At 63.8% G+C, this 23,598-nt stretch carries 24 protein-coding genes; 14 read left to right on the top strand and 10 right to left on the bottom strand.

The features are described 5' to 3' along the window. Window positions 1-51 precede the first annotated feature (51 nt). From ACIPHM_RS11135 to aroG, 3 genes are all read left to right on the top strand, one after another. Entirely contained in the window at window positions 52-909 is an 858-nt protein-coding gene (locus tag ACIPHM_RS11135; protein ID WP_400327781.1) for a carbon-nitrogen hydrolase family protein, read from the top strand. Window positions 910-974: 65 nt separating this feature from the next. Beyond that, complete coding sequence (gene tldD, locus ACIPHM_RS11130; protein ID WP_400327779.1) at window positions 975-2,435, top strand: metalloprotease TldD; 1,461 nt, start codon at window positions 975-977, stop codon at window positions 2,433-2,435. 456 nt (window positions 2,436-2,891) lie between these two features. Further along, entirely contained in the window at window positions 2,892-3,965 is a 1,074-nt protein-coding gene (gene aroG, locus ACIPHM_RS11125) for a 3-deoxy-7-phosphoheptulonate synthase AroG (protein ID WP_400327778.1), read from the top strand. A 96-nt stretch (window positions 3,966-4,061) separates the two neighbouring features. Here the strand turns inward: aroG and ACIPHM_RS11120 are convergent, their stop codons facing one another. Continuing rightward, window positions 4,062-4,631: a cob(I)yrinic acid a,c-diamide adenosyltransferase gene (locus ACIPHM_RS11120; RefSeq protein WP_400327776.1), complete on the bottom strand. Its 570-nt coding sequence runs from the start codon at window positions 4,629-4,631 to the stop codon at window positions 4,062-4,064. Window positions 4,632-4,939: 308 nt separating this feature from the next. Here ACIPHM_RS11120 and ACIPHM_RS11115 point away from each other — a divergent pair, with 308 nt between their 5' ends. The 4 genes from ACIPHM_RS11115 (at window position 4,940) to glcE (ending at window position 9,866) form a co-directional block, all read left to right on the top strand. Then, a complete protein-coding gene (locus tag ACIPHM_RS11115; RefSeq protein WP_400327774.1) occupies window positions 4,940-6,361 on the top strand; it encodes an FAD-binding oxidoreductase in 1,422 nt (473 codons plus the stop codon). Window positions 6,362-6,458: 97 nt separating this feature from the next. After that, the gene (locus ACIPHM_RS11110; protein ID WP_400328245.1) at window positions 6,459-7,913 is read left to right on the top strand and encodes an FAD-linked oxidase C-terminal domain-containing protein; all 1,455 of its coding nucleotides are present in this window, start codon (window positions 6,459-6,461) and stop codon (window positions 7,911-7,913) included. A gap of 1 nt (window position 7,914) precedes the next feature. After that, window positions 7,915-8,784: an ion transporter gene (locus ACIPHM_RS11105; protein ID WP_400327772.1), complete on the top strand. Its 870-nt coding sequence runs from the start codon at window positions 7,915-7,917 to the stop codon at window positions 8,782-8,784. Continuing rightward, on the top strand, window positions 8,784-9,866 hold the full coding sequence (gene glcE / locus ACIPHM_RS11100; RefSeq protein WP_400327770.1) for a glycolate oxidase subunit GlcE: 1,083 nt from the start codon (window positions 8,784-8,786) through the stop codon (window positions 9,864-9,866). Before ACIPHM_RS11105 ends, glcE begins: the two co-directional genes overlap by 1 nt. A gap of 33 nt (window positions 9,867-9,899) precedes the next feature. On the opposite strand, the gene ACIPHM_RS11095 is transcribed toward glcE, so the two are convergent. Next, window positions 9,900-11,387: a PLP-dependent aminotransferase family protein gene (locus tag ACIPHM_RS11095; RefSeq protein WP_400328243.1), complete on the bottom strand. Its 1,488-nt coding sequence runs from the start codon at window positions 11,385-11,387 to the stop codon at window positions 9,900-9,902. A 251-nt stretch (window positions 11,388-11,638) separates the two neighbouring features. Between ACIPHM_RS11095 and ACIPHM_RS11090 the strand changes: the two genes are divergently transcribed. Continuing rightward, a complete protein-coding gene (locus tag ACIPHM_RS11090; protein WP_400327768.1) occupies window positions 11,639-12,061 on the top strand; it encodes a hypothetical protein in 423 nt (140 codons plus the stop codon). On the opposite strand, the gene ACIPHM_RS11085 is transcribed toward ACIPHM_RS11090, so the two are convergent. Further along, a complete protein-coding gene (locus ACIPHM_RS11085; protein WP_400327766.1) occupies window positions 12,058-12,555 on the bottom strand; it encodes a glutathione peroxidase in 498 nt (165 codons plus the stop codon). The two genes, ACIPHM_RS11090 and ACIPHM_RS11085, sit on opposite strands and share 4 nt — an antisense overlap. 259 nt (window positions 12,556-12,814) lie before the next feature. Here ACIPHM_RS11085 and ACIPHM_RS11080 point away from each other — a divergent pair, with 259 nt between their 5' ends. Both ACIPHM_RS11080 and proC read left to right on the top strand, forming a co-directional pair. Next, the gene (locus ACIPHM_RS11080) at window positions 12,815-13,528 is read left to right on the top strand and encodes a YggS family pyridoxal phosphate-dependent enzyme (protein ID WP_400327764.1); all 714 of its coding nucleotides are present in this window, start codon (window positions 12,815-12,817) and stop codon (window positions 13,526-13,528) included. A gap of 101 nt (window positions 13,529-13,629) precedes the next feature. Continuing rightward, a complete protein-coding gene (proC, locus tag ACIPHM_RS11075; protein WP_400327762.1) occupies window positions 13,630-14,442 on the top strand; it encodes a pyrroline-5-carboxylate reductase in 813 nt (270 codons plus the stop codon). Window positions 14,443-14,546: 104 nt separating this feature from the next. Here proC and ubiA read toward each other — a convergent pair whose 3' ends face one another. The 7 genes from ubiA to ACIPHM_RS11040 all read right to left on the bottom strand — a co-directional run bounded on the left by ubiA (window position 14,547) and on the right by ACIPHM_RS11040 (window position 20,056). Continuing rightward, window positions 14,547-15,419, bottom strand: a complete 873-nt coding sequence (gene ubiA, locus ACIPHM_RS11070; protein WP_400327761.1) for a 4-hydroxybenzoate octaprenyltransferase — start codon at window positions 15,417-15,419, stop codon at window positions 14,547-14,549. A gap of 104 nt (window positions 15,420-15,523) precedes the next feature. Continuing rightward, entirely contained in the window at window positions 15,524-16,918 is a 1,395-nt protein-coding gene (locus ACIPHM_RS11065; RefSeq protein WP_400327759.1) for a 4Fe-4S binding protein, read from the bottom strand. A 120-nt stretch (window positions 16,919-17,038) separates the two neighbouring features. After that, window positions 17,039-17,875: an FTR1 family protein gene (locus ACIPHM_RS11060; protein WP_400327757.1), complete on the bottom strand. Its 837-nt coding sequence runs from the start codon at window positions 17,873-17,875 to the stop codon at window positions 17,039-17,041. Window positions 17,876-17,933: 58 nt separating this feature from the next. After that, the gene (locus ACIPHM_RS11055) at window positions 17,934-18,296 is read right to left on the bottom strand and encodes a cupredoxin domain-containing protein (protein WP_400327755.1); all 363 of its coding nucleotides are present in this window, start codon (window positions 18,294-18,296) and stop codon (window positions 17,934-17,936) included. 55 nt (window positions 18,297-18,351) lie between these two features. Continuing rightward, on the bottom strand, window positions 18,352-18,963 hold the full coding sequence (locus tag ACIPHM_RS11050; RefSeq protein WP_400327753.1) for an iron transporter: 612 nt from the start codon (window positions 18,961-18,963) through the stop codon (window positions 18,352-18,354). A 449-nt stretch (window positions 18,964-19,412) separates the two neighbouring features. After that, window positions 19,413-19,874: an Lrp/AsnC family transcriptional regulator gene (locus tag ACIPHM_RS11045; RefSeq protein WP_400327751.1), complete on the bottom strand. Its 462-nt coding sequence runs from the start codon at window positions 19,872-19,874 to the stop codon at window positions 19,413-19,415. Further along, entirely contained in the window at window positions 19,874-20,056 is a 183-nt protein-coding gene (locus ACIPHM_RS11040) for a hypothetical protein (protein WP_400327749.1), read from the bottom strand. Before ACIPHM_RS11040 ends, ACIPHM_RS11045 begins: the two co-directional genes overlap by 1 nt. Window positions 20,057-20,505: 449 nt before the next feature. Between ACIPHM_RS11040 and ACIPHM_RS11035 the strand changes: the two genes are divergently transcribed. From ACIPHM_RS11035 to ACIPHM_RS11020, 4 genes are read left to right on the top strand one after another with little or no spacing between them, the layout of a single operon-like run. Next, window positions 20,506-21,303 carry an amino acid ABC transporter permease gene (locus ACIPHM_RS11035; protein ID WP_400327747.1) on the top strand — a complete coding sequence of 266 codons (798 nt, stop codon included), beginning with the start codon at window positions 20,506-20,508 and terminating at the stop codon, window positions 21,301-21,303. Continuing rightward, on the top strand, window positions 21,300-21,953 hold the full coding sequence (locus ACIPHM_RS11030) for an amino acid ABC transporter permease (protein WP_400327745.1): 654 nt from the start codon (window positions 21,300-21,302) through the stop codon (window positions 21,951-21,953). The genes ACIPHM_RS11035 and ACIPHM_RS11030 overlap by 4 nt, the downstream gene beginning before the upstream one ends. Then, window positions 21,937-22,665 (top strand): amino acid ABC transporter ATP-binding protein, encoded by a 729-nt coding sequence (locus ACIPHM_RS11025; RefSeq protein ID WP_400327743.1) that lies wholly within the window; start codon window positions 21,937-21,939, stop codon window positions 22,663-22,665. The genes ACIPHM_RS11030 and ACIPHM_RS11025 overlap by 17 nt, the downstream gene beginning before the upstream one ends. Before the next feature lie 53 nt (window positions 22,666-22,718). After that, window positions 22,719-23,516 (top strand): transporter substrate-binding domain-containing protein, encoded by a 798-nt coding sequence (locus tag ACIPHM_RS11020; RefSeq protein ID WP_400327741.1) that lies wholly within the window; start codon window positions 22,719-22,721, stop codon window positions 23,514-23,516. The last annotated feature ends 82 nt before the right edge of the window (window positions 23,517-23,598 follow it).

Raw genomic sequence — 23,598 nt, 5'->3', positions numbered from 1 at the left:
AGACACCCAGAGACACCCACAGACGATCACCGCGCCGAATTCAGCCACTACATGACGAGTCCCGAAACGAAGTCAGCCGCCCCGTCCGCCTCAGCAGACGCACCCGTTCGCGTGGCCGCCGCCCAGATGGTGAGTGCCCCCGACGTCGAGCGAAACCTGCGCGAAGCCGCCCGACTGGTCGCCGAAGCCGCAACCGCCGGTGCCCGGCTGGTGCTGCTGCCCGAGTACTTCTGCTACATGGGACAGCGCGACACGGACAAGCTCGCCCTGCGCGAAACGCCGGGAAGCGGCCCGATTCAGGACTTTCTCGCCGAGACGGCCCGCCGTCACGGTGTCTGGCTGATCGGCGGCACGCTGCCGCTGGCGGCCCCGGAACCCGAGCGCGTGCTCAACACGACGCTGGTCTTCGCGCCGGACGGCACGCCTGCCGCGCGTTACGACAAGATTCACCTGTTCAACTTCGTCAAAGGCGAAGAAGCCTATGACGAGGCCCGCACCATCCGGCCGGGCGAGGCCGTACGGACATTCGACGCGCCGTTCGGCCGCGTCGGCCTGTCGGTGTGCTACGACCTGCGTTTTCCGGAGCTGTACCGCGCCATGGGCGACTGTACACTCATGGTCGTGCCCGCCGCTTTTACCTACACCACGGGCCGCGCGCACTGGGAGTTGCTGCTGCGCGCACGGGCCGTCGAGAACCAGTGTTACGTGCTGGCGTCCGCACAGGGTGGACATCACGAAAACGGGCGGCGCACCTGGGGGCATTCCATGCTGATCGACCCGTGGGGCGAAATCGTCGCCCAGCGAGAAGCGGAAGGCGCCGGCGTGGTCGTGGGCGACATCGATCCTGCCCGGCTCGCCAGCGTACGCCAGAGCCTGCCCGCATGGCGCCATCGCGTGCTGAACGGCTGAGATTCCCGTTGACTTCGCCGAATACGCCCTCATCTACCGAATACATTTCCTTGGCCTGACACCGCATGACAACCATCGACATCTCCATCGAGAACCTGGCCACAGCCCGCGGGCTGCTGCTCAAGCCGTACGGCCTCGACGAAAGCCACCTGCAACGCGCACTCGGCGACATCTTCACGCACCGCGTGGATTACGCCGATCTGTACTTCCAGTACACGCGCAGCGAGGCATGGAGCCTGGAAGAAGGCATCGTCAAATCGGGCTCGTTCTCGATCGATCAGGGCGTCGGCGTGCGCGCCATCGTGGGCGATCGCACCGCTTTCGCCTATTCGGACGACATCTCCGAAATCGCGCTGAAGGACGCCGCAGCGGCCACCCGCAGCATTGCCACGGCCGGTCGCGGGCGCGTGAAGGTCGGCAGCAAGCTGGCGACCGCCAGCAGCCACGGGCTGTATCTGCCTTCCGACCCGCTTGCGTCTCTCGATGCCAACGGCAAGGTCGCGCTGCTCGAGCGCGTCGAAAAGCTCGCCCGTGCGCGCGATCCGCGCGTGTCGCAAGTCATGGCCGGTCTGGCCGGTGAGTACGATGTCGTGCTCGTCGCGCGCAGCGACGGCGTGATCGCCGCCGACGTGCGCCCGCTGGTGCGCGTGTCGGTCACCGTCATCGTCGAATCCAATGGACGCCGCGAAATCGGCAACAGCGGCGGCGGTGCACGTCTCGACTACGGCTACTTCACCGACGATCTGCTCGAAAAGTACGTCAAGGAAGCGGTCGACGGCGCCCTCGTCAAGCTCGATGCCCGCCCCGCGCCGGCCGGTGCAATGACTGTCGTGCTCGGACCGGGCTGGCCTGGCGTGCTACTGCACGAGGCCGTCGGCCACGGCCTGGAGGGCGACTTCAACCGCAAGGGCTCCTCGGCGTTCTCGGGACGCCTGGGCGAGCGCGTCGCCGCCAAGGGGGTCACGGTGGTGGACGACGGCACGCTGTCGAACCGTCGCGGCTCGCTGAACATCGACGACGAAGGCAACCGCACGCAGTGCACCACGCTCATCGAAGACGGGATTCTGAAGGGCTATATGCAGGACAGCCTGAATGCGCGCCTGATGAAGATGCCGGTCACGGGCAACGGCCGCCGCGAGTCGTACGCCGCGCTGCCGATGCCGCGCATGACGAACACGTACATGCTCGGCGGCGACAAGGATCCGGAGGAAATCATCGCGTCGGTCAAGCGCGGTCTGTATGCGGTGAACTTCGGCGGCGGTCAGGTCGACATTACCAACGGCAAGTTCGTGTTCTCGATGTCCGAGGCGTACATGATCGAAGACGGCAAGATCACGTATCCGGTCAAGGGCGCAACGCTGATCGGCAACGGCCCGGAATCGCTCAAGGACGTGACGATGATCGGTAACGACATGTCGCTGGATTCGGGCGTGGGCGTGTGCGGCAAGGAAGGCCAGAGCGTGCCGGTGGGCGTTGGCCAGCCGACGCTGCGCATGGAAAACATGACGGTCGGCGGTACGGCCTGAGTGTTGTCGCGGCACCTCGCGCCATACGCGCAAATGCCGCACCGCAAAAAATGCGTCAACCTTAGCAAAGCGCCCGGCCAAAACCGGGCGATTTCGCATGTTTTTCTGAAAACACGATTATTTTGTGCAAATCAACCGCGTGAAACGCGAAAATTTCGCGCGTTTTTCGACCGCCCGGCGGGTCGATGCGGTTGCAGCGTCATACGATTGAGCGTATAAAGTTGATTCTGTGCACGGCAAACCGCCTGCAAAGCAATGTCCAAGACATCCTTCATGACCGCCAATAAGTTTTACTTTTACTTTTTTGCGTATCTCACACCGCTGGCGGATGGAGAGGGACAGTTGCAGCAGTAAGCACCGAACGAATCCTGAAAAACCGCCAGCGAGTCTGGCGGTTTTTTTTTGACCCGAATCCCGAGAAACGAACCGCAGTTTGAACTGCCCAGGAGAAAAAACATGCCTCCCCACAACACCGATGATGTCCGTATTCGCGAACTGAAGGAACTGACGCCCCCGGCGCACCTGATCCGCGAATACCCGTGCTCGGAGAAGAGCGCGGACCTCATCCATCGCTCGCGTGGCGCCATTCATCGTGTGCTGCACGGCATGGAAGACCGTCTCGTCGTCATCATCGGCCCGTGCTCGATCCACGATCCGAAGGCCGCGCTGGAATACGCCGCGCGTCTGGTCGAACAACGCGAACGGCTCAAGGGCGAGCTCGAAATCGTGATGCGCGTGTACTTCGAGAAGCCGCGCACGACCGTGGGCTGGAAGGGTCTGATCAACGACCCGCACATGGACAACAGCTTCAAGATCAACGACGGCCTGCGTCTGGCGCGCGAGTTGCTCGCGCAGATCAACGCGCTGGGCCTGCCCGCCGGCACGGAATACCTCGACATGATCAGCCCGCAGTACATCGCCGATCTCGTGTCGTGGGGCGCCATCGGCGCACGCACCACCGAATCGCAGGTGCACCGTGAACTGGCGTCCGGACTGTCGTGCCCGGTCGGCTTCAAAAACGGCACGGATGGTAACGTGAAGATCGCCGTGGACGCGATCAAGGCCGCCTCGCAGCCCCACCATTTCCTGTCGGTGACGAAGGGTGGCCACTCGGCCATCGTGTCGACCGCAGGCAACGAGGACTGTCACCTGATCCTGCGCGGCGGCAAGACGCCGAACTACGACGCCGCGAGCGTGCAGACCGCCTGCGACGACATCGCCAAGTCGGGCCTGGCCGCACGCGTCATGATCGACGCCTCGCACGCCAACAGCCAGAAGAAACACGAAAACCAAATCCCGGTGTGCGACGACATCGCTCGCCAGATCGCGGGTGGCGACGATCGCATCATCGGTGTAATGGTCGAGTCGCACCTCGTGGCGGGCCGTCAGGATCACGTGCCGGGCAAGGAACTGACCTACGGCCAGAGCATTACCGACGCTTGCATCAACTGGGAAGACAGCCTGAAGGTGCTCGACACGCTGGCCGACGCCGTGCGTGCGCGCCGCCTGGCGCGCGGCGCAGGTAACTGATGTGACGGGCGGCGACATAGCCCTCGGCCAATGCTAGTGGCTGAGGGCTACGGCTGACAAAAACAGCCGATAGCCGCCCTTTCTTCAGCGCGGACGTCAGCCTTTCGGCGTCTCGCTCCCGGCCCGGTCGCGCTGCCAAAGCACGTCGGTGCCCCCGCCCGCACGATTGAGCACGCGAGCCAGCACGAACATCAGGTCTGACAGGCGATTGACGTACTGACGCGGCGCAGGCGCCACCGTCTCCTCGGCACCGAGCGCCACCATGGCGCGTTCGGCGCGGCGTGCGACGGTACGCACAATATGCGCGAGCGCCGCAGCGCGCGTGCCGCCCGGCAGAATGAATTCCTTCAGTGGCGGCAGATCCGCGTTGTAGTGCGCCAGCCAGTCGTCGAGTTTGACAACATGCGCGTCGCGCAACAGCGTGTGACGCGGCATGCTCAATTCCCCGCCGAGATCGAACAGATCGTGCTGAATATCGAGCAGCATGGCGCGCACGTCTGGCGGCAGATCTTCACACAGCAGCACGCCGATGTGCGAGTTGGTCTCATCGACCTCGCCAATGGCGACGATGCGCAGACTGAACTTGTCGACGCGGGCGCCATCGCCCAGGCCAGTCTTACCGCCGTCGCCCTGGCGCGTGACGATCTTGCTCAAACGATTCCCCATCTTCTGACACCTACCCCTTGCGGCATATCTTGCCCGCCCGCGCTCCATCGAACCGCCGGGCGAGCTGCCTTTTTGATTGAAATTGACCGTGCCGCCACGGATTGCTCATTTTTCAGGCAATTCCGATGGCATCGATGCACGGCAAGTCCGTATGATATGACGCAAAGGGTGGGGAAAAACGCCGTCACAGCGTAAAATCCCCGCTCATGAGGTGTCAGGGAATGCACCGCACGCCCGAGACCCCGCCCGATATGGCGCCTGCCACTGCCCACCAGCGTTGGCAGCCCGGAGACCCGAAGGAGAAAGCCGTGAATCACCCCCACCTGCCGTTCGCCCCCAAGCGTGCGTTCCCCGACGCCCTGCTCACCGAGCTGCAAGCCCTGCTGGGCGAGCGCGTGAGCACCAAGGAAGCGCTGCGCGAACATCACGGCCGAGACGAGTCCCCGTTCGATCCGATGCTGCCCGATGCCGTCGCCTTTGCGCACAGCACCGACGAGGTCTCGCAGATCGTCAAGCTCTGCGGCAAATACAACGTCCCCATCATTCCTTACGGCGCGGGCTCCTCGCTCGAAGGGCATCTGCTCGCGGTCGAAGGCGGCTTGTCGCTCGATCTCTCGGAGATGAACCAGATCGTCTCGATCAACGCCGAAGATCTGACCGTCACCACCCAGCCCGGTATCTCGCGCAAGACGCTGAACGAAGCGCTCCGCGACACGGGCCTGTTTTTCCCGATCGATCCGGGTGCAGACGCCAGCATCGGCGGCATGTGCGCCACGCGCGCCTCGGGCACCAACGCCGTGCGCTACGGCACCATGCGCGAGAACGTGCTGGCACTGACCGTAGTACTCGCCGACGGGCGCGTGATCCATACCGGCACGCGTGCGCGCAAGTCGTCGGCAGGCTATGACCTCACGCGCCTGTTCGTCGGCAGCGAAGGCACGCTGGGCATCATCACCGAAGCGACGGTGCGTCTGTATCCCCAGCCTGAAGCCGTGTCGGCCGCGATCTGCTCGTTCCCCAGCATGACGGACGCCGTGAACTGCACCATTCAGACGATTCAGTTGGGGGTGCCGGTGGCACGCGTGGAGTTCGTCGATGCGCTGGCCGTGCGTGCGATCAACAAGCACTCCAAGATGGAACTGCCGGAGACACAAACGCTGTTCTTCGAATTCCACGGCAGCGAAGCCGGGGTAAAAGAGCAGGCGCAGACCGTCGAGGAATTGGCCAAGGACAACGGCGGCACCGGCTTCGAATGGGCCACGCGCACCGAAGACCGTAACCGTCTGTGGAGCGCGCGTCACAGCGCCTACTTCGCCATGCTCCAGCTTCAGCCGGGCTGCCGCGCAGTCACGACGGACGTCTGCGTGCCGATCTCGCGGCTGGCGGAGTGCGTGGGCGAGACGGAAGAAGACCTGAAAGGCTCCTATCTGACGTGCCCGATCGTGGGCCATGTCGGCGATGGCAACTTCCACGTGGCGATCCTGATCGATCCGGACAAGCCGGAAGATATCGAGGAAGCGGAGCGTCTGAACCAGCGCATTGTCGAGCGCGCGATCCGCATGGGCGGTACGTGCACCGGCGAACACGGTGTGGGCCTGCACAAGATGGGCTTTCTCGTGACCGAGCATGGCGAAGACGCCATCGATGTCATGCGTGCGATCAAGACCTCGCTCGATCCGCACAATCTGCTCAATCCGGGCAAGATTTTCCGGCTGCGTGCGGCTGGCTGAGCGCCGCATGAACGCGCCTGTGACCCCGCAAGACCCGCGCGGCCCGCTTCAGGCGGGGGCCGCGCCCAACGACGGCACCGATGCCGATGCCCTGGCGATGCGTCAGCGTCAGTTGCTCGACGCGCTCGGCCAGATCCTGCCGCCGCATTGCATCCTGCATCGGCGCGAGGACACCACGCCCTACGAGTGCGACGGCCTCGCCGCGTATCGCCGCGTGCCGCTCGCCGTCGTGCTGCCCGAGTCGGAATCGCAGGTCCAGCGCATCTTGCAGGCCTGCCATCAACTCGGCATCCCGGTAGTCCCTCGCGGCGCGGGCACGAGCCTGTCGGGCGGCGCGATGCCCATCTCGGACGGGCTCGTGCTCTCGCTCGCGAAGTTCAAGAAGATCGTCGAAATCGATCCCTATGCGCGCACCGCGACCGTGCAGCCGGGGGTTCGCAATCTGGCGATCTCGGAAGCCGCAGCGCCCTACGGGCTGTATTACGCGCCCGATCCGTCGTCGCAGATCGCCTGCACCATCGGCGGCAATATCGCAGAGAATTCCGGCGGCGTGCACTGCCTGAAGTACGGGCTGACGGTGCATAACGTGCTGCGGGTGCGGGCCATCACCATGTCGGGCGAAGCCATCGAATTCGGCTCGCTCGGCCCCGATGCGCCGGGGCTCGATCTGCTCTCGGTCTTTATCGGCAGCGAGGGCATGTTCGGCGTCGTGACCGAAATCACGGTCAAGCTGGTGCCCAAGGCGCAGACCGCGCAAGTCATCATGGCGAGTTTCGACGACGTGGAGACCGGCGGCAACGCGGTGGCCGCGATCATCGCGGCAGGCATCATTCCGGCCGGACTGGAGATGATGGACAAGCCGGCCACGCAGGCCGTCGAGGAATTCGTTCACGCCGGCTACGATCTGGAGGCCGCCGCCATTCTGCTTTGCGAATCGGACGGCACCCCGGAAGAAGTCACCGAGGAAATCCTGCGCATCTCCCATGTGCTGCGCACCTCGGGCGCGACACGCCTGCAAATCTCACGCACCGAAGAAGAGCGTCTGCGCTTCTGGTCGGGCCGCAAGAATGCCTTCCCTGCCGCCGGACGCATCTCGCCGGACTATTACTGCATGGACGGCACGATCCCACGCCGCACGATTGGGACTTTACTCAAACGCATCGAAGGCCTGGAACAACAATACGGATTGCGCTGTATTAACGTCTTTCACGCGGGAGACGGCAACATGCATCCGCTCATTCTTTTCAACGGCAACGACCTGGACGAATGGCATCGTGCCGAGGCGTTCGGTGCCGACATTCTCGAAGCGTGCGTCGAACTCGGCGGCACGATTACGGGCGAACACGGCGTGGGCATCGAGAAAATCAACTCGATGTGCGTGCAGTTCTCGGCTGAGGAGCGCGATGCATTCTTCGGCGTGAAGCGCGCGTTCGATCCGGTCGGGCTGCTCAATCCGGACAAGGGCATTCCGACACGCGCGCGCTGTGCCGAATACGGCAAGCTGCACGTGCGTGGCGGCCTGCTACCGCATCCCGACTTACCGAGGTTCTGACATGCGTCCGCTGTCAGATTGGCTGCCACACGATTGGCGGCAGCGTCTTTACATCATCATCTTCGAAGCCGACACCCGCGAGGGTCGGCTGTTCGACATCGCCCTGCTCGTCGCCATCGTGCTGTCGGTGCTCGTGGTGGTGATCTCCAGCGTGCCCGCGGTACAGGCCGCGATGCCGCTGCCGATGGCCATTCTGGAGTGGTTCTTCACGCTGCTCTTCACGGCCGAGTATGTCGCACGCTTGCTCAGCGCGCATCGGCCGATGCGTTATGCCTTGTCGTTTTACGGTCTCATCGATCTGCTCGCGATCCTGCCGACCTATCTCGCGATTCTCGTGCCGGAACTGCATGGGCTGATCGACGTGCGTTTGCTGCGATTGATGCGCGCGTTCCGGATCCTCAAGCTCACCGCTTACGTGAACGAAGCCGGCATCCTCAGCATTGCGCTGTACAACGCACGTCGCAAGATCCTCGTGTTTCTGGGGTTCATCTCGATCATCGTGGTGATCTTCGGCACGCTCATGCACATTATCGAGGGGCCGGAACATGGCTTCACGAGCATTCCCGTCGGGATTTACTGGGCTATCGTCACGCTCACGACCACCGGCTATGGCGACGTGGTGCCCGTCACCGGGCTGGGCAAGGCGATCACCGGCTTCGTGATGCTGCTCGGCTACAGCGTGATCGCGATCCCGACCGGCATCATGGGGGCTGAAATCCATTCCGCCATGCGCCAAAAGGCAGTCACCACCCGCACCTGCGGCCAATGCCAGACCGAAGGACACGACCCCGACGCGCGCTACTGCAAGCATTGCGGCAGTGAACTGGGGCCTTATCATTCCGACACGACACCGCCGCCCGAACCGAGCTGATGACCGACACGAACGACACTCTCGAGAATTTCCGCGCCGTCATCGAACACGCCACCGCTCGCCGTTCGCCGCTTCAGCTTCGCGGCGGCGGCACCAAAGCCTGGTACGGCCAGCAACGCGTCGGAGACGTGCTCGACACGCGTGCCTACAACGGCATCGTCGCGTACGACCCGGCGGAGCTGGTAATCACCGCGCGCTGCGGCACGCCACTGGCCGAGATCGAAGCCACGCTCGCCGAGCGTAATCAGTTGCTGCCGTTCGAGCCGCCCTACTTCGGGCCGGGCGCGACCATTGGCGGTGCGGTCGCGGCCGGACTGGCGGGGCCACGTCGCAGCGCAGTGGGCGCCGTACGCGACTTCGTGCTCGGCGCCAAGCTGATGGACGGACGCGCTCACGTGCTGAACTTCGGCGGACAGGTGATGAAGAACGTCGCCGGTTACGACGTCTCGCGCATGCTCGCCGGCTCGCTCGGCACGCTGGGCCTCATTCTGGAAGTCTCGCTCAAGGTGCTGCCGCAACCGTTCGCCGAATTGACATTGCAGTTCGAGATGAACGCCATCGACGCGGTGCGCAAACTCAACGAATGGGGCGGCCAACCGCTGCCGATTACCGGCAGTGCGTGGCGCAGCGACTTGCTGGTGATTCGTCTGGCGGGCGCGTCTGCGGCGATCAAGGCCGCGCGCGTGAAGATGGGCGGCGAGCTCGTCGATGCCATTCACGCGGCGAAGTTCTGGCACGCCATTCGCGAGCAGACCGACAACTTCTTCGCAGACGCAGGACCGGGACAAGCGCTCTGGCGTCTGGCCGTACCGTCCACCGCGGAACCGCATCGCCTGCCGGGCAAGCAACTCATCGAATGGGGCGGTGCACAGCGCTGGTGGATTACCGACGCCGATGCGCAGATCGTGCGCTCGGCCGCGCGACAGGATGGCGGGCACGCCACGCTGTTCCGCTACGGCGAGCCGAGCGTGAGCGTGTTCACGCCCCTGCCCGCGCCGGTCATGCGCATCCACCGGAATCTGAAGTCGGTGTTCGATCCCGCCGGCATCTTCAATCCGGGACGGATGTATCCGGAGTTCTGAGCGGTCGGCCGCGCGAACGGCCGGGGTCGGCCCTCAGCCGTTCGCGTCCAGCAAACGCGTGAGCTCCGCAGCAAGCGTACGCACCGCCTTGTCGACATCGCGGGTGAATGGCTGCCCGCCGTTGATGCGCAGGAAGTGGTCGTAACGCGCCGAGTTGGAAAAGAGACAGCCCGGCGCGACACGAATCCCTTTCGCCAGGGCCGCGTCGAACAATTTCTCGGAACTCACGCCGCCCGGCATTTCCACCCACAGACTCAGGCCGCCGGCAGGTTGTGTCAGACGCGTGCCTGCCGGGAAATAGGTCGCGATCGCTTCGGCCATCAATGCCCGATGCTCGCGCAACTGCGTGCGCAGATGCCGCAGGTGACGATCGTAGCGGGGCGAATCCATGAACTCCGCCATCGCCATCTGCGCGAGCGCTTCGTTGGGACGCGTCTGCGCATACTTCAGCATCTCCACCCGCCACTGCCACTTGCCGCCCGCAATCCAGCCAAGCCGCATGCCCGGCGCCAATGTCTTGTGCAGTGAGGCGCAGTGAATCACGTTGCCTGTCGAGTCCCATGAGCGGATGGCCGCGGGCATATTACCGTCGTCGCCGAGCGCCGAGTACGTGTCGTCTTCGATGATCGCAATGCCGCGCGACGCCGCCCACTTCACGAGCTGCGCCTTGTGCGTATCCGGCATCACGGATCCGAGCGGATTCTGGAAATGCGGTACGACGATGACGGCCTTGATGTTGTCGTAGGTCTGGCTCGCCAGTTCGAGCGCGTCGAGCGAGATGCCCGTGTGCGGACTCGTCGGAATTTCGAGCGCCCGCATGCCCATGCTCTCCAGCGTCTGCAACAACGCGTAGTACGTCGGCGATTCGACCGCGACCACGTCGCCCACACTGGCGACGGCCCGCAATGCGAGGTTGATCGCCTCGATGCAGCCGTGCGTGACGACGATCTCCTCCGGATTGATGTTCATACGCGCTTCGAGCGCACGCCGGGCAATGACCGAGCGAAAACGGGCATCGCCGCCACCGGGCGGCGGCGTACCGTAGATCAGGGGGTTGTCGCGCAGCGCCCGGATCGTTGCCTGCCGCAATTCATTGACCGGATATAGCGACGCCGAGCCGTGCGCCACGGCGAGGTTGATCTTCGCATCCGCCTGAAGCCCGCGCGCCAGGATCGACGACACGCGCTGGTTGATGCCCACGTACTGCATCAGATCGGGCACCCACGGGCGCGGCTCGGCCACCGGCACGAGACTCGCACGGGCCGACGTGCGCACGAAATACCCCGAGCGCGGGCGCGCCTCAAGCACGCCCTGCGCCTCCAGATGCCGGCACGTCTGCAACGCCGTCGACAGGCTGACCTGATGCCGCTCCATGAGCGCACGCACGCTGGGCATGCGCGCGCCCGGCACGAGCGTGCCCGCTTCGATGGCTTGACGGTAGTGGTCGGCGAGTTGGCGGTAGAGCGGCGTGCGCTCCTCGGGGGCGGCGCGAAGCGTCGCACTTGGCGGCACTGACGACATCTCGTCAGAGACAGCCGAATCCAAAGCCGCGGGGGTCACAGCGGGAGCGGAGGGGGTGAGAGCGACAGCGTCCATGCGCAGATGATCGGGCATTGCCCACGACCATAACAGATACAGATTCGACGATTTGCGATCGTAACAGATCATCCAACGCCCATCTGTTACGGGGGAAACCGCGCCACTGTGTGCCTACCGGGGCTATCCGCCGGCCGATACGCTGTAGCCATCTGTTCAACGCCCCGGAGTCCATCATGGCAAAGCACCCTGCGCCCTCGTTATCCCCCGATATCTTGCTCGCGCGAGATCGCGGCGATGCGGTGTCGTCCGGCGAGCGTGTGGTCGAGCCACGCACCGCCGCCCGTGCCGCCGAAGCTACGCCGCTCACACTGGCGCGCGGTCAGTCCTTCCACGGCTATGTGGGCCGGGGCACGGTGTTTCACGTCAGGGAAGGTGTCGTCCTGTTGACGCTCGCGCCGCGCTGGCTTGCTGCGAGCCTCTCACGCACGACCGTCTCGCTCGCGGCCGGACAGGTGTACGTAGTGCAGACGCCGGGCTGGATAACGCTGGCCAGCGGCGCCGGCGCGCACATTGTGTGTCGGGACGACGACCGCGCCCAGCCCAGTTCGCGACTGGCCCGCCGCTTGCGCCGTCTCGTCCAACGATTCGGGGACTAAGCGCTCAGCAACTTCTCGATGTCCGCACGGATGGCTTCGGGCTTCACGGTCGGGGCATAGCGCTCGACCACGTTGCCCGAGGCATCGACGAGAAACTTCGTGAAATTCCACTTGATGGCCTTCGTCCCCAGCACGCCGCGCTTTTCCTGCGTGAGGTAGTTGTAGAGCGGCGCAGCGTCCGGCCCTTTGACGTCGACCTTGGCGAACATCGGAAATGTCACGTGAAAGCGCAGATCGCAGAAGCTGCGAATGGCCTGCGCATCGCCCGGCTCCTGCTTGCCGAACTGATTGCACGGAAACGCCAGCACTTCGAAGCCGCGCGGGCCGAGTTGTTCGTAGAGCGTCTGCAAACCGGCGTACTGCGGTGTGAAACCGCACTCGCTCGCCGTATTGACGATCAGTAGCACCTTGCCGCGATACTGCGCGAGGTCGACGGACTCGCCGGCCAGCGTCCGGACGGAAAAATCGTACACGCGCTGCGGATTTGCGCTCATCTCTGGCTCCCTGTGGATGTCTGCATCCGCGCAGTCTGCCACAAGGCGCGCACGGCGGCGGTTCGGGTTGCCTCCGGCACGGGTAGCACCTTGTTTTTTCTCGGGTAGCACCTCCGGTGCGAGCACAGCTATAATCGTTAGCCGGGTATCTCAGGTATTGCCCGGGCCGTTGCGGCGCATCGCCGCGCCGACGACGCCGTTTCATCGAAGCCCCAACCTGCTGAATCTGCTGAACCTGCCGCCCCCGCCGAACCGCCTCATGTCGACCATCGCCGCCCATCTCGACGACGTCCTTTCCCGGATCACCCGCGCTACCGCCGACGCCGGCCGTCCGGCGGGCAGCGTGCGCTTGCTCGCCGTCTCGAAGACCTTCGGCGCCAACGCCGTTCGCGACGCCCTGGCCGCCGGCCAGCGCGCCTTCGGCGAGAACTACGTGCAGGAAGCGCTCGACAAGATGGCTGCGCTGGCCGGTGAAACGGTCGGTGGCGAATCGCTGGAGTGGCATTTCATCGGCCCGCTGCAAAGCAACAAGACACGTCCGGTGGCGGAGCATTTCGATTGGGTGCATTCCGTGGACCGTCTGAAGATCGCGGAGCGTCTGAGTGCGCAGCGTCCGGCCAATCTGCCACCCTTGCAAGTCTGTTTGCAGGTCAACATCAGCGGCGAAACCAGCAAGAGCGGCGTGAGCCCGGCAGAGGTGCCCGCGCTCGCGCGCGCCATCGCCGCCCTGCCGAACCTGCAACTGCGCGGCCTGATGGCGATTCCCGAACCGGAAGACGATCCGGCCCGCCAGCGCGAGCCGTTGCGCGCAGTGCGCGCCCTGTTCGATGCGCTACGCGCCGACGGCCTGCCGCTCGACACCCTCTCGATGGGCATGTCGGGCGATCTGGAAGCCGCCGTGGCAGAGGGTGCGACAATGGTGCGCATTGGCACCGCAATTTTCGGCGCACGCGATTACGGCTCCCGGGCCTGATAAGCGCATGCCCACGCGGTGAGCGCGTCATGGCGACGCGCTACCGCAAGCACTCACGTGCAGCAGTCATGGTTACGACATACGCAACGCAAAGGATGGTTATGAGAATTGCATTCATCGGCGGCGGCAATATGGCCAACGCCTTGATCGGCGGACTCGTCAAGCGCGGCACGGCCCCGCGCGACATTCTCGCCATCGACGTCAACGAATCGACCCGCGACGGTCTCGTCAAGCAACACGGCATCGAGACCGCCAGCGCGCCCAACGACCGCCTGCGCGACTACGACACGCTCGTGCTGGCCGTCAAACCGCAGGTCCTCAAGGACGTCGCACAAGCCCTTCAGCCGCATCTGAACGGTCAACTGGTCATCAGCATTGCTGCGGGCATTCGTGCGTCCGATCTGGCGCGCTGGCTCGGCGGCCACAACCAGATCGTGCGCTGCATGCCGAATACGCCCGCGCTGATCGGCAAGGGCATCACCGGTCTGATCGCGCTCTCCGGCGTGGATTCGGACCAGCGCAAGCGCGCCGAAAACGTGCTGAGCGCGGCAGGCGAGATCGTGTGGGTCGACAAGGAAAGCCAGCTCGACGCCGTCACCGCCATCTCCGGCAGCGGCCCGGCCTACGTGTTCTATTTCATCGAAGCGCTGGAGCAAGCCGCGCAGGAACTCGGTTTCACGCCCGAGCAGGGACGCCAGCTCGCCATCGCCACGTTCACCGGCGCGTCGCAACTCGCAGCAGACTCCACCGAACCGGCCAGCGTGCTGCGCGAGCGTGTGACGTCCAAGGGCGGCACCACCTTCGCAGCGCTCACCTCGTTCGAGAACGACGCCATCAAGGCCGCCATCGTGCGCGGGGTGAAAGCCGCCAACAGCCGCGCCAAGGAGCTCGGCGACGAGCTGGGCGACGCCTGACGCCCCCTCGCCGGGCACACCGGCAAGTGCTGTAAAGACAAACGGACCGCATGCGGTCCGTTTGTCTTTTGGGTTAGCGAAGCGAGAAAGCGCCCGCCCCGTGCCTATGCCTGCGCCGTCAGCAGATAGTGACCGGCAATGCCCGCGAAGACCGCAGCACCGAGCCAGTTGTTATGACGGAACGCGGCGAAGCACGGCATACGCTCGCGCCCGCGAATCAGGAAGTAGTGGTAGATGGCGAAGCTCACCGCCACGGCCATGCCCAGCCAGAACGGCCAGCCAAAGCCGAGATACGCGCCCACGGCGGCCTGAATGCCGAGCGCGCCGGCGTAGCAGAGCATGACGGCGACCACGTCGAAACGTCCGAACGTGATGGCAGACGTCTTGATGCCGATCTTCAGGTCGTCGTCGCGATCGACCATCGCATATTCGGTGTCGTAAGCGAGCGACCAGAACACGTTCGAGAGCAGCAGCACCCACGCGATCACCGGCACCTGATCCTGCACGGCCGCGAAGGCCATCGGAATGCCGAAGCCGAACGCCACGCCGAGATAAGCCTGCGGCAGCGCGAAGAAGCGCTTGGTGAACGGATAAGTCCCCGCCACGAACAGCGCCGGGATCGAGAGCCACTTGGTCAGCGCGTTGAGCGGCAGGATCAGCAGGAAGCTCACGAGCGCGAGCGTGGCGGCCACGGCCACCGCTTCCCACGCACGGATGCGCCCCGACGTGATGGGGCGCTCCTTCGTGCGTTTGACGTACTTGTCGAAGTCGCGGTCGGCGTAATCGTTGATCGCGCACCCCGCCGAGCGCATCAGGAACGTGCCGAGCGTGAAGATTGCGATCAGCAACAGCTCGGGATGTCCGTTCGACGCGATCCACAGCGCCGAGAGCGTCGGCCATAGCAGCAGCACGGTGCCGATCGGCTTGTCGAGACGAACGAGTCGGAAATACAGCGGGAGACGTTGAGCGAGCAACATGGGGCGGCACACAGGAAGACTTGTGGCGACATTGTAGGCCACGCACCGCACGCCCGCCAATCGGCGTGCCGGTCCCTGGAACGCCCGTCACAGCCCCGCTGGCGTCACCAGATCCAGAACATCAGGATCCACAGCCAGTTGACGAGCGCGAGCGCCGCCACGACACCTGCCATACCGGCCAGACGCCGCACGAACGAGGTTGCATGACGCCCGGTCACACGCCAGCCCAGCCAGAGGCTCCAGAGCGAAGTCAGCGCGAGGATGGTGGCACGCACGTCGTTGGCCCAGTAGATGGGCAGGTGTTCGGCGCGCAGCAGGCTGACCGTCGTGGCCGACAGGCCGATGAAGACTCCGGCGCCGGCAATCGGAATCAGCGACTGCACCAGATGGTTGAAGCGCGAAGTCTGCCACGCGCCCATCGCCCGGTTGGCCAGCGCGAAGATGACCGTGAACGCCAACCCCAGCAGCAGGCCGTTGCCGAGAATGTAAGTAACCACCATGCCGCCGTCGAGCCAGGTGAAGACATCGCTCTGTTCGGGGTAGTTGGTGAACACGAACCACGGCGCGTTGGTCTCGAACGGCCACATGATGTTGCGATCGATGAGCCATGTGGCCAGGAACGTCTTGGTCGCGACGAACCACGGATTCACCGTCCAGTGGAACGCACCGATGGCCACACCGAGCAGACCGTACATGACGAGCACGCTGTCCCACACGCTGTTGTTTTCGGTCGCACCGAACTTCACGATCTCTTCGCTCGGCGAGCGGCTCGTGAGTTCGATGGCGTCGCGATGCCCGGCGCAGCGGCCGCACATATGGCACTGTGCGCCGCCCTTCATATTGCGCAGCGGCACGAGCGGCGCGCAATTGATCGGGATGATCTTGTGACCTTTGGTGTTGTACGACTGACGCCAGGCGTCTTCGTTGACCTTGAAATGGAACGGTGCGAGACGCGCGAGCAACGAAAACACGCCGTTGACCGGGCACAGATACTTGCACCACACGCGCTTGTCGCGTCCGTAGAAGTAGCCGATCACCATCGCACCGATGGTCGAGCCGCCGAGCACCAGCAACACCGCCTTCGGATACTGGTACACGCTCACCATCTGGCCATACAGCGTCGTCCCGGCGAAGGCTACGAACGGCCAGCCGCCCCAGCGCATCCAGCGAGGAATCGCACGCCCTCGCCCGTGACGACTCGCGAATTCCGAGAGGGTGCCTTCCGGGCATAACACGCCGCACCAGATACGTCCCATGAGCACCATGCTGATGAGCACGAACGGCCACCAGATGCCCCAGAACGTGAATTGCGCGAAGACGGTGAGATTGTTGAGAATGTGCGCCGTCTCGTCAGGCAACGGCATCAGCACAGGGACGCAGATGAGAAACGCATAAACCAGCACGACGGCCCACTGCACGCCACGTATCAGCTTGCCGTGGCGTTGCATCATCAGGCCCAGTCGGGCCAGTCGGTTCGGGACAGGTATGGCGATGCTCATGCTCAACTCGTACGTCGGGGGGGATTGCCTTACCGGGCTGACGGATCTCGTGTCTTGCGCGTCCGTTCAGACCGTGGTTGCGGACCGGGCGGGATCGCCACCCGGTGCCGCGCGACCCGCTCAGGCGGGCTTTGCCTGTTTGGCCGGCGCGCCTGCCCGCTTGAGCAGCAGCCACATGAACAGCCAATACACGGCGTACACCAACAGATTCATGCCGGACGGATGGGCGCGGTAGCCGGTCAGCGTCGCCACGAGGCTGCCGAACGGGCTGGCGTCATCCAGAATCGCGGAAGTATCCCACAGTTGGTCGACCAGCGTCGGCACAAACTCCAGCGAGATCAAGCGATCGAGTCCCGACTCCAGCAGACCGGCGGCCAGGAACAGCAGCATGATTTCCGTCACGCGGAAGAACAGACGCCACGAGAAAATCTTCCCGCCCAGTTGCAGCAACCAGAACGTGAGCAACGCCAGCACGAAGCCGATCGCCACCGCGAGCCACATCGACATCGGCACGCTACCGCCCTGCCCGAAGCCAAGACCGTACAGGAAGATGGCGGTCTCGCTGCCTTCGCGGGCAATCGCCAGCGCCACCAGCACGAGCACGCCCCACCATGTGCCCTGATCGTGGTTCTTTTGCAGCGACGACTCCATGTCGCGCTTGAGCGTACGCCCGTTGCGCTTCATCCAGAAGACCATCTGCACAATCAGCACGCAGGCGACAAGCACCATGGCGGTCTGGAAGTAATCCTGCGCGTCGCCCGAGAGCACCTCGGTGAAGCCGACGAGCGCGGCGCCCAGGCCCACGGCAGCGGCGATCCCGAGGACCACGCCGGCCCACAGATAAGGCAGGCCGCGCTTGGCGCCATGATCCGGATTGGCCAGCCAGGCATGAAGAATGCCGACGACCAGCAATGCCTCGACGCTTTCGCGCCAGACGATGAACATGACCTGACCCATCGTGTGATTCCTTTTGTAATGCGTGTATTACTGTGTGGCTGAAACGCCCACCACCGGCTTACTTGGCGACGATCACGCCTTGCGCCTGCTGATGGAAGTCATCGAAAAACTTGTACTCGCCCGGTTGCAGCGGTGCGATCACGACAAATGACTGCGCGCCCGGGGCCAGCACCTTTTCCTTACGCAATTGCAGACTCTCGAACTCGACGGCATTCGTCCCGGTGTTGTGCACCTCGATCTTGATGCGCTTGCCGGCCGGGACTTCGATACGCGCCGGGTTGAGTTTGCCGTTGTTCATTTCCAGCCTGAAGGTGGGCAAGTCGTCTGCGCGGGCGAGCGACGGGCCGCCCAACGCGAACAAGGTCACCACCAGGGCCGTCATCGTGGCCAGCAGGCGCGCGATGCGCTGATTCATCCTCATACTCCAAATGAATACAGCGCTGGCGCCCGGCCAACGCTGCATCAGTTACAGGGGCTTAATAGCCACCCTTCTTGCCAATGCCGGCGAACGTGAACTCGACCGTCTTCGTGATCGGCTTGAACCAAGGGCCTACGCCCGTTTCCTTATCCACGTGACGGCCGAAGCACCACGGGCCCATGCCACCATGTGCGCCATGCGCGCCCGAGGCTGCGGGTGCGCCGTCGCCCATCTTGCAACCGAACGCAGCCAACGTGCCCGGAGCGTTGACGACCATCGTGAGCGTGTATTTGCCCGGGCCATCGAGCTTGACGTTATCGCCGTAATGCGGGCCGTCGCTTGCGACCATCGGCATCATCAGGCCTTCGATCACCGTCGCGCTGCCGGACTTTTGCAGCTTGTAAGTGATTTCCAGACCCGGAATCCAGTCGCCTTCGGCATAACCGTTCGGGTTCTTGGCAATCGCGTGAATATCGGCCTCGAGGTGGATATCGGACGCCTTGGCGTCGCGCATCATGCCGGCCGGTTCCATCGTGATCGGCTGGAGGTACACCGTGTTGATTTCCATGCCCGCTGTGTTCAGCGGTTTGCCGATGGGATACTCGGCGGCCTGAGCCATGGTGGCCGCACCGGCAAGCAATACCGCTGCCATGAGGGATTTCACGCGCATACACACTCCAGTTTTTGTCGAGAAGTTAATGCAAACAATTCTCAATAAGTTTAGCATCATCGCCACAGGCAGACAAACCTGCGAAGTCAAGGCACAACGGGGATAAATGGGAATTTTGAGGGTTGCGTGAGCACCGGCGCGGCTGCCCAGCGGATCGAACGTCTTTCTTAGCGGCCGGTTACGGAAAATTACCTGACACGCTCATCGGACAAATCACGTGCTAAATCACGTGTCATGCGGGCCCAGGCGTGCATCACACGCCTCTCGAGCGCATACCACCGCGCCATCCAACACGGATCACAGCCCAAATCACGCGCGCCCCCGAAGACCGGCCACGGGGCGACACCTTAGCCATCGATTCTTAGTGACGAATTAGGGTCGGGGCAATTCGAAGGGCGTCGGCGGCCACGCCAACGCCAGGGCGTGTGGGAAAACGGCGAGGCGTCCGATCAGGGCAATACGCCGCCCCGGTCGATCTTGCGGGCGAGCACCACCGAGGTGGTGGTCCGCGTCACGCCTTCGATCTCGCCGATGGTATCGAGCAGCGCGTCGAGCTGTTCGGCGGACGCCGCATGCAGCCACGCCACATAGTCGAACTCCCCGCTGACGGTGCACAGCAAGTGGACTTCCGGCATTTTATTGAGCCGGCGCAGCACGTCGCGTCCGGCGCGCGGCTGCAGGCTGATGCCGACGCACGCCTGCAAACCGCCGCCGGCGACGTCCTGCCCCAGTCGCACCGTATATCCCGCAATGATCCCGGCCTGCTCAAGCCGTGCGAGTCGCGTAACGACAGTCGTGCGCGCCACGCCCAGCCGGCGCGCCAGATTGGCCGTACTCTCGCGGGCGTTCACCCGCAGCAGAGCGAGCAGATTGCGGTCGAGTTCGTCGAGCGCCGTGGCCGATAGCGTCATCAGACGACCTCGCCCTGCGTGTCGTCGCCGTAGAACCGGTTCTTCCAGGGTGAGATTCCCAGCGAACTCGTGACAACCGGCAGGCCATGCTCATGTGCGCCAAGCGCGTAGCACGAATGCAGCAGCACCTTGGCGTGGCCGCCGGGCAGCGCGAGGGGGGGTCGGTCGGTTGTGGAAGTCATGTTGTGCTGAGCAGGGGAGCAAACCGTCGACAGCGCCGGATCGGCAGGCGTTCTCCCGACAGGAAGCGCAATGTCGGCAATGCGTGATTATAGAACTTCGATGTCGCACCATGCGCGTCATGCGCCCCGCGACTCCGGACAGCAAGAGATACGATGACAAGGGTTCCGAACCCGCCGCCGTCAACCCGACGTTGAGGGCGCTTCACGCAACCGCCGGGGCCGCGCCCAGCGCTCGAAATCGCCCTTTAACCCTTGTCCTGTCAAGGCAATAGCCAAGGGTATCCCCCCAAGCGATTGCTATTGACAACGCCGATCCGCGATGCGCAAAATCACATCACTTATATGACGACGTACAAGAAAGACCCACCACGGCTGGCGCGGATGTCATTACCGCAACCATCGCTGCCTGGCGCGTCCGCCCCGAACGTCACCGGAGACAGGCGTTTGCCATGCATTTCTCGTTGAATTTCGCCCCGCTGGTTCCGTACTGGCCAGTTTTCCTTGAAGGCGCATGGCTCACACTGAAGATGACCGTCTTCTCGGTCGTGATCGGCACCGCGCTGGGCACTCTGGTCGCTTTCGCCAAACGCAGCCGCCATCGCTGGTTGGCTCGCCTGTGCGGTATCTACATCGAATCGGTACGCAACACACCGTTCCTCGTTCAGATCTTCCTGCTGTATTTCGGTCTCGCCAGCATGGGCGTGCACCTGCCGACCTTTACGGCGTCGGTCCTCGCCATGGTGATCAACATCGGGGCGTATGCGGCCGAGATCATTCGCGCGGGCCTCGAATCGGTGCCGCGCGGCCAGATCGAAGCGGCCGAATGCCTTGGGCTCTCGAAGTGGCGCATCGCATGGCACGTCATGCTGCAACCGTCCATCGAGAAGGTCTACCCGTCGCTCACCACGCAGTTCATTCTGATGATGCAGGCCTCGGCCATCGCCTCGCAGATTTCCGCAGAAGAACTCACGGCCGTGGCCAACACCGTGCAGTCGGACACCTTCCGCTCGCTCGAAACCTACATCGTCGTGGCCGCGCTCTATCTCGCGCTCTCGCTGCTGGTGAAACTCGTCGCGTGGGCCGCGGGGGAGTACTTCTTCAAGCGCCGCCGCACGGTGCGACGCGCCGCGGCACAAACCGCGCAGGCCGCCAAGCGCCGCGCCGCCGCCTCGCGTGCCGCGGGTCATAACAGCACGCCCCCCTCCGGTACGTCGGCCGGCAATACCGCGCAACGGAGCGCCTCATGATCGGCAACTTCTCCTGGACCTATCTCGGTTACATGGTGCAGTCCATCGGCTGGACGCTGGTGCTCTCGGCCCTCGCGTTCGTGCTCGGTATGGCAGGCGGTTTTCTGGTGATGCTCGGACGCATCTCGCCGCGCCGCTGGCTACGTCTGCCCACGCAAGTGTTCATCGAAGCGATTCAGGGCATTCCGCTGCTGATTCTGCTGTTCATCGTCTACTTCGGTCTGTCGGTGTACGGCTTCGAGCTGCCCTCCATCGTGGCCGCCGCGCTCGCGCTGATGGTCTACACCAGCGCGTATCTGGGCGACATCTGGCGCGGTTGCGTCGAAGCGATGCCGCGTGCGCAGTGGGAAGCGGCCGAGTGCCTGTCGTTCTCGCGCTGGCAGACGCTGCGTCTGGTGATCATTCCGCAGGCGGTGCGCCTGTCGCTGCCGCCGACCATCGGCTTCCTGGTGCAGATCATCAAGATGACGTCGCTCGCGTCGGTCATTGGCTTCGTGGAGCTCACGCGCGCCGGACAGATCATCAACAACTCGATTTTCCAGCCCTTCCTCGTGTTCTCGCTGGTGGGGGTGTTTTATTTCGTGCTGTGCTACCCGCTCTCGCGCTGGAGCGCATCACTGGAGGACAGGCTCAATGTCGGCAATCGTTAAGGTCAATGAGATTCACAAGCGCTTCGGCGACAACCCCGTGCTCAAGGGCGTGTCGTTCGAAGTGGAGCGCGCTCAGATGGTTGCGATCATCGGCGCCAGCGGCTCGGGAAAAAGCACGGCCTTGCGTTGCATCGACCGGCTGGAGACCATCGACGAAGGCTCCATCGAAGTGTGCGGCATTCGCGTGGAAGATCCGTCGATCGATCTGCACCAACTGCGTCGCGAAGTCGGCATCGTCTTCCAGAGCTACAACCTGTTTCCGCACCTGAGCGTGCGCGAGAACATCATGCTGGCGCTGCGCCATGTGAAGCGCATGGCGCGCAGCGAGGCCGAAGAGGTCGCCAAGCGTGTGCTCGCGCAGGTTGGCCTGTCCGACAAGGCCGACAGCTACCCCGAGCAACTCTCGGGCGGTCAGCAGCAACGCGTGGCGATTGCCCGCTCGCTCGCCATGTCGCCGAAGGTCATGCTGTTCGACGAAGTGACGTCCGCGCTCGACCCGCAACTCACCGGCGAAGTGCTGCGCGTGATGGAAGACCTCGCAGCAGACGGCATGACGATGTTGCTCGTCACGCACGAAATGGCGTTCGCCAAGCGCGTGGCCGATCAGATCATCTACATGCACCAGGGCAAGGTATGGGAAGTCGGTCCGGGCGACATGCTCGACAACCCGAAAACGCCCGAACTGCGCGCGTTCCTGGCGAACGGCCTGTAAGCGCGCGGCAAGCACGCATTGACAGACAACCATCACCCGAAGGAGACCATTGCATGAAACTCAAGACGTTCCTGACTCAGGCCTGTGCCGCCGTTGCGCTCGGCGCGATGGCGCACGCCGCCCTCGCCGACCAGCTCGACGACATCAAGAAAGCGGGCAAGATTCGCGTTGCGATCGCCATGGGTACGCCGTTGTATTCGTACGCCGACGCCAATCTGAAGCCGGTCGGCTCGGATGTCGAAACGGCCGAACTGCTCGCGAAGGATCTGGGCGTGAAGCTCGATATCGTGTCCGTGACGAACGCCGCACGTGTGCCGACACTGCAAGCGAACCGTGCCGATCTCGTGGTGGCCGACCTCTCGATCACGCCGGAGCGTGCGCAAGTGGTCGACTTCTCGATCCCCTACGCCGTGATCTCGATCATCGTGGGCGCGCCCAAGAGCATGAACATCAAGAGCTACGCCGATCTGGACGGCAAGCGCATCGGTCTCACGCGCGCCACCGTCAACGACACGCTCACCACGGCCAACGCCAAGGGCGCACAGATCGTGCGCTATGAAGACGACGCCACGCTCATCACGTCGATGGTCACGGGTCAGGTCGACATCTTCTCGAGCACGCCGTCGAACCTCGGCGAGATGCAGAAGCGCGCGCCGGGCAAGAACCTCGAACTGAAGTTCGCGCAGAAGGAATTCGATCTGGGCATTGCGCTCAACAAGAATCAGCCGGGCCTGAAGGACTGGGTCAACAACTGGGTGAAGACCAACCTGAAGAACGGCAAGCTCAACGAGATCTACAAGAAGTACCACGGACGCGATCTGCCGGAGAGCGTGACGAAGGGCGCCGCGTAATACGGTAGACGGTAGGGCCGATAGCGTTAGCGACGGGCCGTCCTTGCATGGGCAAGGACGGCCTTTTTTATTGACCGGCGCA

It is taken from the genome of Pandoraea sp. NPDC087047 (assembly GCF_044745225.1).
Classification (GTDB): domain Bacteria; phylum Pseudomonadota; class Gammaproteobacteria; order Burkholderiales; family Burkholderiaceae; genus Pandoraea.
Note: the sequence above shows the minus strand (reverse complement) of the source record. Positions and strands in the feature narration are given on the sequence as shown.

What these genes read in the sequence shown, in the direction of transcription:
- proC (WP_400327762.1), top strand. Translation starts at nt 13,630, where the DNA reads ATGAGAATTGCATTCATCGGCGGCGGCAATATGGCCAACGCCTTGATC.
- ACIPHM_RS11080 (WP_400327764.1), top strand. Translation starts at nt 12,815, where the DNA reads ATGTCGACCATCGCCGCCCATCTCGACGACGTCCTTTCCCGGATCACC.
- ACIPHM_RS11120 (WP_400327776.1), bottom strand. Translation starts at nt 4,631, where the DNA reads ATGGGGAATCGTTTGAGCAAGATCGTCACGCGCCAGGGCGACGGCGGT.
- ACIPHM_RS11135 (WP_400327781.1), top strand. Translation starts at nt 52, where the DNA reads ATGACGAGTCCCGAAACGAAGTCAGCCGCCCCGTCCGCCTCAGCAGAC.
- glcE (WP_400327770.1), top strand. Translation starts at nt 8,784, where the DNA reads ATGACCGACACGAACGACACTCTCGAGAATTTCCGCGCCGTCATCGAA.
- ACIPHM_RS11030 (WP_400327745.1), top strand. Translation starts at nt 21,300, where the DNA reads ATGATCGGCAACTTCTCCTGGACCTATCTCGGTTACATGGTGCAGTCC.
- ACIPHM_RS11095 (WP_400328243.1), bottom strand. Translation starts at nt 11,387, where the DNA reads ATGTCGTCAGTGCCGCCAAGTGCGACGCTTCGCGCCGCCCCCGAGGAG.
- ACIPHM_RS11065 (WP_400327759.1), bottom strand. Translation starts at nt 16,918, where the DNA reads ATGAGCATCGCCATACCTGTCCCGAACCGACTGGCCCGACTGGGCCTG.
- aroG (WP_400327778.1), top strand. Translation starts at nt 2,892, where the DNA reads ATGCCTCCCCACAACACCGATGATGTCCGTATTCGCGAACTGAAGGAA.
- ACIPHM_RS11105 (WP_400327772.1), top strand. Translation starts at nt 7,915, where the DNA reads ATGCGTCCGCTGTCAGATTGGCTGCCACACGATTGGCGGCAGCGTCTT.
- ACIPHM_RS11020 (WP_400327741.1), top strand. Translation starts at nt 22,719, where the DNA reads ATGAAACTCAAGACGTTCCTGACTCAGGCCTGTGCCGCCGTTGCGCTC.
- ACIPHM_RS11045 (WP_400327751.1), bottom strand. Translation starts at nt 19,874, where the DNA reads ATGACGCTATCGGCCACGGCGCTCGACGAACTCGACCGCAATCTGCTC.
- ACIPHM_RS11040 (WP_400327749.1), bottom strand. Translation starts at nt 20,056, where the DNA reads ATGACTTCCACAACCGACCGACCCCCCCTCGCGCTGCCCGGCGGCCAC.
- ACIPHM_RS11050 (WP_400327753.1), bottom strand. Translation starts at nt 18,963, where the DNA reads ATGCGCGTGAAATCCCTCATGGCAGCGGTATTGCTTGCCGGTGCGGCC.
- ACIPHM_RS11060 (WP_400327757.1), bottom strand. Translation starts at nt 17,875, where the DNA reads ATGGGTCAGGTCATGTTCATCGTCTGGCGCGAAAGCGTCGAGGCATTG.
- ACIPHM_RS11090 (WP_400327768.1), top strand. Translation starts at nt 11,639, where the DNA reads ATGGCAAAGCACCCTGCGCCCTCGTTATCCCCCGATATCTTGCTCGCG.
- ACIPHM_RS11055 (WP_400327755.1), bottom strand. Translation starts at nt 18,296, where the DNA reads ATGAGGATGAATCAGCGCATCGCGCGCCTGCTGGCCACGATGACGGCC.
- ubiA (WP_400327761.1), bottom strand. Translation starts at nt 15,419, where the DNA reads ATGTTGCTCGCTCAACGTCTCCCGCTGTATTTCCGACTCGTTCGTCTC.
- ACIPHM_RS11025 (WP_400327743.1), top strand. Translation starts at nt 21,937, where the DNA reads ATGTCGGCAATCGTTAAGGTCAATGAGATTCACAAGCGCTTCGGCGAC.
- ACIPHM_RS11085 (WP_400327766.1), bottom strand. Translation starts at nt 12,555, where the DNA reads ATGAGCGCAAATCCGCAGCGCGTGTACGATTTTTCCGTCCGGACGCTG.
- tldD (WP_400327779.1), top strand. Translation starts at nt 975, where the DNA reads ATGACAACCATCGACATCTCCATCGAGAACCTGGCCACAGCCCGCGGG.
- ACIPHM_RS11035 (WP_400327747.1), top strand. Translation starts at nt 20,506, where the DNA reads ATGCATTTCTCGTTGAATTTCGCCCCGCTGGTTCCGTACTGGCCAGTT.
- ACIPHM_RS11110 (WP_400328245.1), top strand. Translation starts at nt 6,459, where the DNA reads ATGCGTCAGCGTCAGTTGCTCGACGCGCTCGGCCAGATCCTGCCGCCG.